Raw genomic sequence first — 13161 nt, 5'->3', positions numbered from 1 at the left:
AACAGTAACAAGACCGGACAACTGCTTGTTTATTGAGCGGCGGTGCGGACCGCTTTTAGCAGATCTGAATCCAGATGGCCGTCAGCGACACGCTGCGTTCTTTGCTGAAAAACGCTGATCGCTTTGCGTGTTTGCGGACCCATGACACCGTCTACGCCGCCGGCATCGATACCGAGTGCTTGCAGATCCTGTTGTAACTGCCTGACTTGATCCCGCGTGATTTTAATTTCATCCTCGGGCGGGTGCTGGGATAAACCGGGTTCGCCGGCGATGCGGTCGGCCAGATGACCGACAGACAGGGCATAATATTCTGAACGATTCCAGCGCATGATGACATGAAAGTTGCGCGTGACGAGAAACGCCGGGCCCTGGTGGCCAGCGGGCACCAGTAACGAAACTTTTTGGTCTGTTGGCAAGAGGCCTGGACCGGAAACAGGTGTGACGCCGTATGTTATCCACTCACGTAACGGGCGTTTATGATGACTGCCGGCCAGGGCATAATCGAAATCCGGCGGCAGCCTGACTTCCTGTCCCCATTCGAGATCCGGGTCCCAGCCCATTTTGAGTAGAAAATTTGCTGCCGAAGCCATGGCATCTTCAAGACTGCCCCACAAATCGCGGCGGCCGTCACCGTCTGCGTCAATGGCATAATTTAAAAATGTGGATGGCATGAATTGCATATGACCCATTGCTCCCGCCCAGGAACCTTTCATGCGATCCGGGGTGATGTCTCCAGCATCGATGATACGCATGGCATTAAACAGTTCTTGCGTGAAGTAAGTGCTGCGACGTTGGTCACAGGCCAGTGTCGTCAATGCATCCGGCACCGACCAGTCGCCAAAGTATCCGCCATAATTGGTTTCGAGCCCCCAGAATGAGGCAAGGTATTTTGGCGGAATACCGGTTTCCCTTTCTATTTTTTCAAATAAATCGCGGTGTGCCGTGAACAGTCTGCGTCCGTTACGGACGCGTTCTTCAGTGACGCGTGCGTTAAAATAACCGGCGAAAGTCTGGGTGAATTCGGGCTGGCGACGATCAAGCTCAATGACGCGCGCCAGGTATCTGGCCTGACCGAGTACCCGATTGACTGTATGTTCGGATATTCCCTGCTGCAACGCCTGTGGTTTCAGGCGGTTGACGCACTGATCGAATTGCTGATTTGCAGCCAGGCTGGAGCTGAAAAACACCATGCCGGCAATTGAAGCAATAGTGCACAGCCCGCTGGGTGAAAAAAAAACTGTGCCTGACAGACGCAAAGAAGACATTATTTGCAATTGAATGTGTACGAGTTGTTATTTACGGTGTGGGCACGGGTCTTTCAGGCATTCGGCGTAAAGTGATAACGAATGTTCCTGTAATTTGAATCCTCGTGTTTTTGCTATCTCGATTTGACGCTTCTCAATTTCAGCATCATAAAATTCCTCGACACGACCGCACTGCATACAGACCAGGTGATCGTGATGTCCCTCGTTTTTCAATTCGAAAACAGCTTTGCCACTTTCAAAATGATGACGTTCCAGCAGGCCGGCTTGTTCAAACTGCGTCAAAACACGATAAACTGTAGCCAGCCCGATATCTTCATTTTCGTTGATCAACTCTTTGTAAACATCTTCTGCCGAGAGATGTCGTATAGGGCTATTCTCAAAAAGGTTCAGTATTTTGAGTCTCGGCAGCGTGGTTTTGAGGCCGATAGTTTTCAGGTCAATGCTTTTGGCTTCTCCAGAATTGCTCATGGTGATTTCTGTCAAGTAAATAATTTACTGTATCATATCGTGCTCAATTATGTTCAGTCTACTGTACCAATATTACAAATTTGTACAATTCTATAAAATGATAATAAAAATCATTGTGTTGCTGGTTTTTTTTAATTTGTCAGGGTGTTTTTTAATTCCACATGTACTCTATAAAATCGATGTACAGCAAGGCAACGTGGTCACTGATGAAATGCTCGACAAATTAAAGGTGGGAATGACCAAGCCCCAGGTGCGGTTTGTACTCGGTTCGCCGTTAGTTGTCGATACGTTTCGGGATAATCGCTGGGACTATGTCTATATTCAGCGTGAAAAGGGTGATCTGGTTGAACAAAAAAGACTGACAATTTACTTTGAAGATGAACGTCTGATTCGAATAGAAAACGAGCAGCTTTACTCACTTCATCCGGTTGAGTCTGATGCGCGCGAATCGCGTGGGGCGGTTGAGGAAAGCGATGATCAGTCAGATGATCGTTGAATTATTCTAATTTCTAATTATTTCACAGGAGTCACATGTCCACTCAAAACATCGCCATAGCCGGCAGTGCTGGCCGCATGGGACGTGCATTGCTGGAAGCAGTCACGCACGCTGACGGCATGCAGTTATCTGCAGCACTGGAACACGACAACAGTCAATTTTTACACAAGGATTCGGGAGAACTGATAGGGTCTACCAATGGTATTGTAATTACCAGTGATATTGTCACGGCTTTGGCTGGTTGTCATCAAATTATCGATTTTACGAGACCGCAGGGCACGATGGCGCATTTGGACGCATGCAGGGAAAAGGGTGTAAAAATGGTAATTGGCACCACGGGTCTTTCCGAGCAAGAAAAAAACCGATTGAAAGACGCGTCAAATGATATTGCCATTGTATTTGCGCCCAACATGAGCGTGGGTGTAAATGTCACGTTTAAGTTGCTTGAAATCGCTGCCAGGGTATTGCGTCAGGGTTATGATATCGAGATCATAGAGGCACATCATCGTCATAAAATCGATGCCCCTTCAGGTACAGCGTTGCGCATGGGTGAGGTCATCGCCGATGCACTGGGTCGGGATTTGAAGCAAGTGGCGATTTATGGACGGGAGGGTGTTACGGGAGAGCGCTCAGACGAAACCATCGGTTTCTCTACCATTCGAGCGGGTGATATTGTCGGTGAACATACTGCGATGTTTGCCGGCGCGGGCGAGCGCGTTGAAATCGTGCACAAAGCAAGTAGTCGCATGACCTTCGCCATGGGTGCGGTGCGTGCCGTACGTTTTCTGGAAGATAAGGCCAGCGGTCTGTTCGACATGCAGGATGTGCTTGGTCTGCGGTAAGTGCGTTGCTGCATGAATTCATCTCTATTGTCGATAACTATTAAATTGTCGAATGCATTGTTGAATCTGAGACCAGCATAATTATCATGGCAACTTATGCAATTGGCGATATTCAAGGCTGCTACTCATCATTCAGAAGGCTGCTTGATTTAATTGAATTTGACGCTGCGCTCGACCGGCTGTGGCTGGTTGGCGATATTGTCAATCGTGGTCCGCAATCGCTGGAAACGCTGCGTTTTGTCAAACAGTCGGATGACGCCATGATCATGGTGTTAGGCAATCACGATTTGCATTTGTTAATGGTTGACGCCGGTATTGTCCACTGCGGAAAAGGCGATACCATTCAACCGATTCTGAGTGCACCTGATCGTGACGAGTTGCTACACTGGTTAAGGCACCAGCGATTGTTTTTCAATGAGGGTGACCATGCGCTGGTTCATGCCGGCCTGTTACCGGAGTGGTCTGTTCCAGAAGCTGCTCGGCTGGCGCACGAAGTTGAAACGGCGTTGCGCAGCGATGATTACAGCTATGTTTTTTCGCAAATATATGGCAATGAGCCGAATTACTGGCGTGATGACCTGACAGGCACCGAGCGTTTGCGTGTCATTATTAATGCCATGACTCGCATGCGTGTCTGCAGTATTGATGGGCGGATAGATTTTACATTCAAAGGCAATTTGCAGGATATACCTGACGGATCTTTACCATGGTTCGACATGCCTAATCGCGCAAGCCGGGACCATACGATCATATGCGGACACTGGTCGGCACTCGATCTGCATCTATCAGATACAGTGGCCGCGCTCGACAGCGGCTGTGTCTGGAATAGACAGTTATCCGCTATGCGTTTGGAAGATAAGAAGGTTTTTCAGATTCGCTGTGATAAGCGGATTGTGACAGATTCTGGTTAATTGCTTCTTCTGACAGGCGCGCCAGTTCACGACGGTTTTTTTCTGTACTGTGAATAGGTTCGTTGCAGTTCAGTACAGCTTCAATGTGGGGCTGGCGCAAAATTTGTCGCAGTGAGGTTACCAGGGAGACATCGGTATATGCGGCGTCGCGGCAGGTGTTTCCGTCTGTATCCAGATAACGAATTGCGACAGGGTACACCAGTGCCTCAGCATTGATGGCGGATTGTAGCAGTGAAGCATGAAAGTGGAGCGTTTGCGTACCATCGCTGATACCGCCTTCAGGAAAAATGCAAACACACTTGCCAGCGGTCAGTGCTGCGCTGATTTCCTGGTTGATACGAGCGGTATCTCTTCGTTTTGCACGCTTTATGAAAAGTGTGTCAACTCTTTTGGATAAAAAGCCGATAATCGGCCAGCTGCTTATTTCGGATTTTGCAACAAATTGTGCGGGGCACACAGCCAGAATCACACAAATATCCAGCCAGGATACGTGATTGGCTACCAGAAGCGCACGTTGGTGGCTCTGGTTCGGGATATTACCGGTATAATGTATTTTGATGTCCAGTGCTTTCAACATGCCTGCTGCCCAATTTTTCATCTGGCGCTGCTGAGTGGAATGGGAACAATACGGGTAGACGATTGACTGCAGAATACCGGTTACGATCTGTACCAGCAGACGAAATAAACGGATGAGACGGACAACTATAGAGGTAGTCTTTTTTTTCATCTTTTTGCGTTACGGCTGTTAAGTCATGATTTTAACCCGATCGCCTTAAAATTAAAAAAAATTTAGCCGGCAAAGACCGGTAGCTGTTTCTTGATTACACTTTATGTAATAATTTAATGTTGAGATTACTGAACTGAATCAATTACGATCTGGATGATGTATACGTTATACGACAAACTTTGGAATCAACATCTTGTACACACTGAATCGAACGACGCTGACAGCATGGCGCTGCTTTATATTGACCGTCATCTGGTTCATGAAGTAACCAGTCCGCAGGCGTTTGAAAGCTTGAAACTGGCCGGACGTAAGCCATGGCGGGTGAATTCGATTCTGGCTGTAGCAGATCACAACGTACCGACAACGGGTCGTAATCAAGGGATTAACGATCCGGTATCGCGTTTGCAGGTCGATACGCTTGATGAAAACTGTGAGGAACTGGGTATTACTGAATTCAAAATGCACGACGTGCGTCAGGGGATTGTACATGTAATTGGGCCCGAACAGGGGGCTACTTTACCTGGCATGACCGTAGTATGCGGGGATTCGCATACCAGTACCCATGGTGCGTTTGGCTGTCTGGCATTTGGTATCGGCACCTCGGAAGTCGAACATGTGCTGGCCACGCAATGCCTGTTAGCCAAAAAATCCAAAACCATGCGCATTTTAGTTGAAGGCGAGCTTGGGCTGGGCGTTACCGCCAAAGATATTGCGCTGGCAGTAATCGGCAGAATAGGAACGGCAGGTGGTACCGGCTATGCCATTGAATTTGCCGGCAGCGCAATTCAGTCGCTGTCTATGGAAGGGCGCATGACACTTTGTAATATGGCTATTGAGGCTGGTGCACGGGCAGGAATGGTTGCCGTCGACGACACGACGATTGAGTACATCCAGGGACGGCCATTTGCACCGCAGGGAAACTTATGGGAACAGGCTGTTGCATATTGGCGAACATTACACAGTGATGCGGATGCAGTATTTGACAAATCTATTATCTTGAATGCTGCAGAAATTCGTCCTCAGGTTACCTGGGGAACTTCTCCGGAAATGGTAACGACGATAGATGGTTGTGTTCCCGATCCAGCGAATGTGGCTGATCAGGTAAAACGCCATGATATGGAGCAGGCACTAAAATACATGGGACTGCAACCCAATACACCGATTCAAGCAATTACGCTCGACAAAATATTCATCGGCTCATGCACAAACTCGCGGATTGAAGATTTACGTGCGGCAGCAGCGGTAATCAGGGACAGACATATTGCTCCAACAATCAAACTGGCGCTGGTTGTACCCGGCTCCGGACTGGTTAAGCAACAGGCCGAAAAAGAAGGGCTTGATAAGATTTTTGTTGCAGCCGGATTTGAATGGCGTGAACCCGGTTGTTCGATGTGTCTGGCAATGAATGATGACCGGTTGTCAAGAGGCGAACGCTGCGCGTCGACGTCCAACCGCAATTTTGAAGGAAGGCAGGGGCCTGGTGGCCGTACACATCTTGTAAGCCCTGCGATGGCGGCTGCAGCTGCTGTGGAAGGTCATTTCGTGGATGTAAGCAAGTTCGGCACATCCTGAATATTGTTTTATTTGATTATTGCTGCAGTTACTGTACTTTTTATTCCACTGAAGGAGGGCATCATGAAACTTTTCACGGCAATCATTGCGTTCATTGCATTATTCGGTTTGACGGCCTGCAATACAATGGCCGGACTTGGCAAGGATATTCAGTCAGGGGGTGAGGCGCTGGAACGTACCGCACAGTAAAAATTATGGAGAAATTTCAAACATTCACGGGTGTTGTGGCACCGCTTGATCGAGCCAATGTGGATACGGACGCCATTATTCCAAAGCAGTTTCTGAAATCAATCAAGCGCACGGGTTTTGGCCAGAACCTGTTTGATGAATGGCGCTACCTCGATCATGGCGAACCGGGTATGGATGTATCGCAACGGCAGCTGAATCCGGAATTTGTCTTGAATTTACCCCGTTACAAATCAGCCAGAATTTTGCTGGCAAGAGACAATTTCGGGTGTGGATCGAGCCGTGAGCATGCGCCGTGGGCACTTCAGGATTATGGTTTCAAGGTCATAGTTGCGCCCAGTTTTGCAGATATCTTTTTTAATAACTGTTTTAAAATCGGACTGTTGCCTATTGTGCTGGAAGGAAAATTTTTGGATCAGTTGTTTCGTGAGGTAAATCAGACGGAAGGTTACGCCTTGACTGTGAATCTGCAGGATCAGATGTTGATAAAACCTACAGGTGAACATATTTCATTTACTGTGGATACATTCCGGAAACACTGTTTGCTGAATGGCCTGGATGATATCGGTCTGACGCTGCAGCACGCCGAGAAAATTAAAGCATACGAGAAAAAAAGACGTGTACAGCAGCCTTGGCTGTTTGTGTGAAACATATTTATGGCAACTATGAAAATTGCGATTCTGGCCGGTGACGGTATAGGACCTGAAATTATTGCGCAGGCAGTCCGTGTTCTGGACATCTTAAAAGTGGAAGGCCTTGATATTGAACTTGAGTATGGATTGATAGGAGGGTGTGCAGTCGATGCGACTGGCGAGCCTTACCCGGAAATGACCCATCAGCTGGTTTCACGCGCAGATGCGGTGTTACTCGGAGCAGTTGGTGGCCCACAGTATGATGCGTTGCCGCGTCAGCAACGACCAGAGAGAGGACTGTTATCCATCCGTAAATCTTTAAATCTGTTTGCCAACCTGAGACCGGCAACGCTTTATTCAGAACTGGCCGATGCGTCAAGCCTGAAACGCGAGATTGTAACCGGAATGGATATTCTGATTGTTCGTGAATTAACAGGTGATATCTATTTTGGTGAACCGCGCGGCATTGAAATGCGCGACGGGCAGCGCGTTGGTGTGAATACAATGGTATATAGCGAAGCCGAGATTCAGCGTATTGCGCATGTTGCATTTCAGGCAGCACAGAAGAGAAATCGTGCTGTATGTTCAGTGGATAAGATGAATGTACTGGAATGCACTCAATTATGGCGTGACGTAATGGAAGAAACCGGTAAGGAATATCCCGACGTTACGTTGTCGCATATGCTGGTTGATAATGCGGCCATGCAGCTGGTTAGAGACCCCAGGCAATTTGATGTGATTGTCACGGGAAATATGTTTGGTGATATTTTGTCTGATGAGGCGTCAATGCTGACGGGTTCGATTGGTATGCTGCCGTCTGCCTCACTTGACAGTCAGAATAAGGGGCTGTACGAACCGATACATGGTTCTGCACCGGATATCGCGGGTAAGAATATTGCAAACCCGCTTGCCACTATTCTTTCTGTCGCTATGATGATGCGTTACACTTTCAATCAGGATGATGTGGCACAGCGCATTGAAAAAGCAGTGCAAAAGGTGTTGTCAGATGGTTTGCGCACAAGCGATATCGCAAGCCATGGAGTGCAGGTGCTTGGTACGAAGGAAATGGGCGATGCGGTTTTATCAGAATTATGAAGTCAATTGTTCTTGCTACATATTTTTGATAAAAAAGATTGTCGAAATGCATTGTTGAATATTTCTGGCGATTAGTTGATAACAACAGTTTTTAACGAGTGATACATTTTAGGGTGATAGATTAATCATGAAGCAGGTTGGTTTTGTTGGTTGGCGAGGTATGGTCGGTTCCGTTTTAATGCAGCGCATGCGTGAAGAAAGCGATTTCTCCTTGATTGATCCTGTATTTTTTTCAACATCCCAGCAAGGCGGCCGGGGACCGGATGTTGGAAAAGATGTGCCACCACTGAAGGACGCTTACGATTTGACCGAACTTGCTGCAATGGATGTCATTGTGACTTGTCAGGGCGGAGACTATACCAGTAAGGTCATCAATGACCTCAGAAAGTCCGGCTGGCAGGGCTATTGGATTGATGCCGCATCGGCACTGCGTATGAATGATGATGCTGTCATTATTCTTGATCCTGTAAATATGCCTGTGATTGAACAGGCATTGCACCAGGGTGTGAAAAATTATATTGGCGGTAACTGCACAGTCAGTCTGATGCTGATGGCAATTAGCGGTCTGATAGAAAAAGGGCTGGTAGAGTGGGTCAATGTTATGACTTATCAGGCGGCCTCGGGTGCAGGTGCCCGCAATATGCGTGAATTGCTACAGCAAATGGGTGAAGCGCATCGGGTCGCCAAGGAATTACTTGATGATCCGGCGTCCAGTATTCTGGATATTGATCGAGAAGTAGCCGGAACATTGCGGGATAAAAATTTTCCGGTAGCCAATTTTGGTGTTCCACTGGCCGGCAGCCTGATTCCCTGGATTGATAAGGCTGTAACCAACGGCCAAAGTCGCGAGGAATGGAAAGGTCTGGCTGAGACCAACAAAATCATAGGTAAAAAAGATCGGATATTGCCGGTTGATGGCACCTGCGTTCGAATTGGGGCCATGCGTTGCCACAGTCAGGCGCTTACCATGAAGTTAAAGAAAGATATACCGCTGGATGAAGCGGAAGACATTATCGCTAATTCCAATGAGTGGGTGCGGGTTATACCCAATGAACGGGAAGCAACAACAAAAGAATTAACACCTGCGGCCGTTACCGGTACCCTGTCGATACCAGTCGGGCGTATACGCAAATTAGCCATGGGGGACGAATATCTGTCTGCTTTCACAGTTGGTGACCAGCTGCTTTGGGGTGCCGCGGAACCGCTGAGAAGGATGCTTAGGATTATAGTACAACATTAATTTTGTACAATTATTGACTGATTATTAAGACAAATGGTATTGTCTTGATATATAAACTCAAATCTTTTATTCAGGAATTAGCATATAATTCCCTGAATATTTTAGCGCTTGCACTAGTCATGTTCCTGTTAGGCTAAGTCTATTTTCTTTTGAGAACAAGAAAGGGGTCCTCAGTGTATATTTCGTATCTTAGAGCGTGTTTGTTGTTGGTCAGTGTAATTTTTTCCCTAACTGCGCATGCCGCAGGACTTGGTAAGCTAACCATCAATTCTTCTCTCGGGCAGCCGCTCAACGCCGAGATTGATCTTGTCTCTGTCAGTGAAGAAGATCTTTCTTCTTTAAAAGCCGAGATCGCCTCGCGCGAAGCATTTGCACAAGCGGGTATACGCTATGAACCTTTCTTTTCAACTTTTCAATTATCTGTAGAATCGCGTGTCAGCGGTAATTCCTATGTAAAAATTGTATCACCGCAATCCGTAAACGAACCTTTTCTCAACATGCTGGTGGAGTTGAGCTGGGCATCAGGCCGATTGTTGCGTGAATATACAGTCTTGCTTGATCCCGCAGATGCGCGGCCTGCAGATCCGGTAGCGCCTGTTGTGCCACCAATCCAGCAAAAACAAGAGGCAATAGCTGAATCAGAGAATATTCCGGTAAACCAGGTTGCTTCTCAAACAGCACCACTACCTGTTGCTGATGAGCCTGATGTACAAACGCGACAGGCACAGGCATTATCAAAACCTGGAACATACGGACCAATACTGGAGGGTGATACGCTATCGTCGATTGCCAGGCAGGTAAAACCGGAATCGGTCAATTTGAATCAAATGCTGGTAGCGATTTTCCGTGCTAACCGTGATGCGTTTATCTCGGAAAACATGAATTTGCTCAAAACGGGCGCGGTTTTAAAAATACCTGATTTGCGGGATATTGCAGAAATCACTGAAAGGGATGCCAATGCTGAAGTCAGAGTACATGTTAGTGATTGGCACAAGTATCGGCAGAACCTGGCTTTGTCAACACAACAGCCGCAAAATGAGGACGATACGCTTAGCCAGACTGCTGCCGGAGAAATCACAACGGCTGTCGATAATGCAGCCGTTTCCCAGAGTGATTCTCCAAAAGAGGTGCTGCGGTTATCCAGTGGCGAGAAACCTGCTACAGCTCAAAACGGAAGTTCTGATTTAAGTGCTCAAGAGCGAATACGCATGATGGAAGAAGATGCCATTGCGCGTGATCTTGCGCTGAAAGAAGCCAATGAACGTGTTGCAATGCTGGAAAAGAATATAGAGAATCTGCAAAAACTACTGTCATTGCAAAATCCCGAATTGGCACAGGCACAGTTAAATGCCGAATCTGAAACACAACAGTCAAAGCCTGAGACAGAAACGCTGGAAGTTATACCTGCTGAATCCAATCTTGCATCCGATGACGAATTTGATTTGTTTACTGAAAATGAATCTGGCTTTGAAATGGATGTTATGTCCGAGGATGATTCTACCTCGCTGGCAATGACGGATGCTGCAACACAGGAAAGTGCTGACACTACTGCGCAGGATGCCACGCTAAACCCTGAACCACGGATAGAGTCTGCGGCACATTCTATCCTGTTGCCAGAGTCAGATGAAGCATCTTTGTTTGATCAAATCATGGACAATCTGATGTACATCGGTGCGGTTGCAGCCATTGTATTGCTTACCCTGCTGGCTTATATACTCAGACGACGCAGACAGACGGCTGAGGCAGAAGCTGAGGCAGAAGAGGCCAGATATGAAGAGCTGTCATCGGCACTGCGTGATAAAACAGCTGCTGCAGTGGCGGCTGCTCACGCAGTGGATCAGAAAAACGATGAAACGGATGAATTTGATCAAACCAATCAATTTTTCTCACAGGACGAATCACAGGAAAAAAATGATTCGGCAGCATTTGATTTATCATCAGATGTAGAGGAAAAATCAGAAACGCAGGCAGAAAATGCATACGAAATAGATCAGCCGATCGAATTGGATTTTTCAAAGGAGAATGAAGAAGCGGATGCCGGTAAAGAATCTCCTGTTGATAATTCAGAGACCGCTTCAGAATTAGAAACTTTTGATGACAATATGTCGGAACTAGAAAGTTTAGATGATGTGTCGCATGAAAATGCAGATCATACGCTTGATTTTAGTGATGCTAGCAAAGCTGAGATGGGTGCTGTAAAACAGGGTTTGGAGGAAAGTAACGAGCCCGATGATTCGAATCTGATGGATTTCACGCCAGAAACGCCGGATTTGTCTAAAGATACTGAATCAGATTATGAACTGAAGATTGATTTTGACGAACCACAAAAATCAGAAGCAGACAATGCAATGTCGGTGGATTTTACGGATGAAAAGCTTGAAACTGAACCGAAAGAAATCGACTCTGTATCTGGGATTGATAACACGCTCGACTTTTCAGTTGATCCTTCTTCGATCGATTTGTCTGATGAGAACAATTCTGCTGATGAAATGCCTGAACTGAATTCGCTGCCTGAAACAGAATTGCCGGATACGCTGCCCGAAACCGGAAGCGATTCTCAGGATTCTGGTCAACAACCCGCGGAAGTTGATTTTTCGGATATCAATCTGGATCTTGAGGATACATCTGGAGTTGATAAAAATCAGGCGGACAGTGAAAATGAAATTGCTAAACCCGAAGAAAAAAATGAGCGCTGGCATGAGATAGAGACCAAAATTGATTTGGCAAAAGCTTATCTGGAAATGGAAGATTTCGAAGGTGCGCGAGAGATGCTTGAAGAAGTTGCCCAGGAGGGCGACGAGAATCAACAAAATAACGCTAAAGAGTTGCTGAGAAAACTGTAAGGTGTAAACAGGTTATTAGATTTATCGGTGTGTGGTTATACTACTTAATGAATACTTCAGGCTGATTACCGCCTTACTGTGAGAGTTGTACTGGTTCTTGAATACGACGGCAGTAATTTTTGTGGATGGCAAAGTCAGTCAAATGCCTGTTCAATACAAAATAAACTTGAATTAGCCCTGTCCCGAATTGCCGATGAAAAGATACGTGTCATTGCTGCCGGCAGAACAGATGCAGGGGTGCATGCCCTATATCAGGTTGTGCATTTTGACACCACGGCCAGGCGTCCGCTGACAGCCTGGACACGCGGTGTCAACACATACCTGCCAAAGGGAATTGCCGTATTATGGGCAAATGAAATATCCACTCAGTTTCATGCGCGTTTTAGTGCACAAACGCGCCGTTATCAATATTTACTTCTTAATCATGCTATTCGTCCAGGCATTCTTTATCATAAAGTCGGATGGTTTCATCAACCGCTTGATTTCGAAAGAATGCGAACAGCAGCACAAATTTTACTTGGTGAACATGATTTTTCGGCTTTTCGTGCTGCTGAATGTCAGGCAAAATCACCTGTACGCACACTGACACAACTGGATATAGCCCATCGTGGTAATATGCTTATCTTTGAGTTAAGTGCCAATGCGTTTTTGCATCATATGGTGCGTAATATTATCGGATGTCTGGTCTATGTGGGTAAAGGCCGATACCCACCGGACTGGTTGCGAGTATTATTGGAAAATGGTGACAGATCGGCTGCAGCGCCCACATTCTCTGCATCCGGCTTGTATCTGGCCGATATCAAATACAGTCCGGACTGGAATCTGCCACGCATGGCAGGGCGTCTCAATATAGTTGATGAATATCGTTTTTTTTAGTTGCTGTT

General features: G+C 46.8%; 13 protein-coding genes. 10 read left to right on the top strand and 3 right to left on the bottom strand.

The window, feature by feature from the left end; translation table 11 throughout:
- Positions 1-29: 29 nt before the first annotated feature.
- On the bottom strand, positions 30-1265 hold the full coding sequence (locus BMX44_RS07290; protein WP_090630509.1) for a lytic murein transglycosylase: 1236 nt from the start codon (positions 1263-1265) through the stop codon (positions 30-32).
- Positions 1266-1292: 27 nt separating this feature from the next.
- Positions 1293-1733 carry a ferric iron uptake transcriptional regulator gene (gene fur / locus BMX44_RS07285; RefSeq protein WP_090630507.1) on the bottom strand — a complete coding sequence of 147 codons (441 nt, stop codon included), beginning with the start codon at positions 1731-1733 and terminating at the stop codon, positions 1293-1295.
- Between the two features lie 97 nt (positions 1734-1830).
- Between fur and BMX44_RS07280 the strand changes: the two genes are divergently transcribed.
- The 3 genes from BMX44_RS07280 (at position 1831) to BMX44_RS07270 (ending at position 3982) form a co-directional block, all read left to right on the top strand.
- Positions 1831-2229, top strand: coding sequence for an outer membrane protein assembly factor BamE (locus BMX44_RS07280; protein WP_090630767.1), 399 nt, complete (start codon positions 1831-1833; stop codon positions 2227-2229).
- Between the two features lie 35 nt (positions 2230-2264).
- Entirely contained in the window at positions 2265-3071 is an 807-nt protein-coding gene (gene dapB / locus BMX44_RS07275; RefSeq protein ID WP_090630504.1) for a 4-hydroxy-tetrahydrodipicolinate reductase, read from the top strand.
- Between the two features lie 86 nt (positions 3072-3157).
- Complete coding sequence (locus tag BMX44_RS07270) at positions 3158-3982, top strand: symmetrical bis(5'-nucleosyl)-tetraphosphatase (protein WP_090630501.1); 825 nt, start codon at positions 3158-3160, stop codon at positions 3980-3982.
- Here BMX44_RS07270 and BMX44_RS07265 read toward each other — a convergent pair.
- Positions 3912-4580, bottom strand: coding sequence for a lysophospholipid acyltransferase family protein (locus BMX44_RS07265; protein WP_245738861.1), 669 nt, complete (start codon positions 4578-4580; stop codon positions 3912-3914). The two genes, BMX44_RS07270 and BMX44_RS07265, sit on opposite strands and share 71 nt — an antisense overlap.
- Before the next feature lie 285 nt (positions 4581-4865).
- On the opposite strand from BMX44_RS07265, the gene leuC reads away from it, so the two are divergent.
- From leuC to truA, 7 genes are all read left to right on the top strand, one after another.
- Entirely contained in the window at positions 4866-6281 is a 1416-nt protein-coding gene (gene leuC, locus BMX44_RS07260; RefSeq protein ID WP_090630765.1) for a 3-isopropylmalate dehydratase large subunit, read from the top strand.
- 63 nt (positions 6282-6344) lie between these two features.
- Positions 6345-6470, top strand: coding sequence for an entericidin A/B family lipoprotein (locus tag BMX44_RS07255; protein ID WP_090630762.1), 126 nt, complete (start codon positions 6345-6347; stop codon positions 6468-6470).
- A 5-nt stretch (positions 6471-6475) separates the two neighbouring features.
- Positions 6476-7114, top strand: coding sequence for a 3-isopropylmalate dehydratase small subunit (gene leuD / locus BMX44_RS07250; protein WP_090630493.1), 639 nt, complete (start codon positions 6476-6478; stop codon positions 7112-7114).
- 18 nt (positions 7115-7132) lie between these two features.
- A complete protein-coding gene (gene leuB / locus BMX44_RS07245; RefSeq protein ID WP_090630759.1) occupies positions 7133-8194 on the top strand; it encodes a 3-isopropylmalate dehydrogenase in 1062 nt (353 codons plus the stop codon).
- Positions 8195-8321: 127 nt separating this feature from the next.
- Complete coding sequence (gene asd, locus BMX44_RS07240; protein ID WP_090630489.1) at positions 8322-9434, top strand: aspartate-semialdehyde dehydrogenase; 1113 nt, start codon at positions 8322-8324, stop codon at positions 9432-9434.
- Positions 9435-9607: 173 nt separating this feature from the next.
- The gene (locus tag BMX44_RS07235; protein WP_143056902.1) at positions 9608-12277 is read left to right on the top strand and encodes a FimV/HubP family polar landmark protein; all 2670 of its coding nucleotides are present in this window, start codon (positions 9608-9610) and stop codon (positions 12275-12277) included.
- Between the two features lie 78 nt (positions 12278-12355).
- A complete protein-coding gene (truA, locus tag BMX44_RS07230) occupies positions 12356-13153 on the top strand; it encodes a tRNA pseudouridine(38-40) synthase TruA (protein ID WP_090630480.1) in 798 nt (265 codons plus the stop codon).
- Positions 13154-13161 lie beyond the last annotated feature (8 nt).

Origin of the sequence: Nitrosomonas marina (assembly GCF_900110145.1) — a bacterium.
GTDB classification, from domain to species: domain Bacteria; phylum Pseudomonadota; class Gammaproteobacteria; order Burkholderiales; family Nitrosomonadaceae; genus Nitrosomonas; species Nitrosomonas marina.
The sequence above is the reverse complement of the archived record's forward strand: the minus strand, read 5'-3'. Positions and strand labels throughout refer to the sequence as shown.

Excerpts from the sequence above, each read along its gene's own strand:
- BMX44_RS07290 (WP_090630509.1), bottom strand. The coding sequence starts at position 1,265 with ATGTCTTCTTTGCGTCTGTCAGGCACAGTTTTTTTTTCACCCAGCGGG.
- fur (WP_090630507.1), bottom strand. The coding sequence starts at position 1,733 with ATGAGCAATTCTGGAGAAGCCAAAAGCATTGACCTGAAAACTATCGGC.
- BMX44_RS07280 (WP_090630767.1), top strand. The coding sequence starts at position 1,831 with ATGATAATAAAAATCATTGTGTTGCTGGTTTTTTTTAATTTGTCAGGG.
- dapB (WP_090630504.1), top strand. The coding sequence starts at position 2,265 with ATGTCCACTCAAAACATCGCCATAGCCGGCAGTGCTGGCCGCATGGGA.
- BMX44_RS07270 (WP_090630501.1), top strand. The coding sequence starts at position 3,158 with ATGGCAACTTATGCAATTGGCGATATTCAAGGCTGCTACTCATCATTC.
- BMX44_RS07265 (WP_245738861.1), bottom strand. The coding sequence starts at position 4,580 with ATGAAAAATTGGGCAGCAGGCATGTTGAAAGCACTGGACATCAAAATA.
- leuC (WP_090630765.1), top strand. The coding sequence starts at position 4,866 with ATGTATACGTTATACGACAAACTTTGGAATCAACATCTTGTACACACT.
- BMX44_RS07255 (WP_090630762.1), top strand. The coding sequence starts at position 6,345 with ATGAAACTTTTCACGGCAATCATTGCGTTCATTGCATTATTCGGTTTG.
- leuD (WP_090630493.1), top strand. The coding sequence starts at position 6,476 with ATGGAGAAATTTCAAACATTCACGGGTGTTGTGGCACCGCTTGATCGA.
- leuB (WP_090630759.1), top strand. The coding sequence starts at position 7,133 with ATGAAAATTGCGATTCTGGCCGGTGACGGTATAGGACCTGAAATTATT.
- asd (WP_090630489.1), top strand. The coding sequence starts at position 8,322 with ATGAAGCAGGTTGGTTTTGTTGGTTGGCGAGGTATGGTCGGTTCCGTT.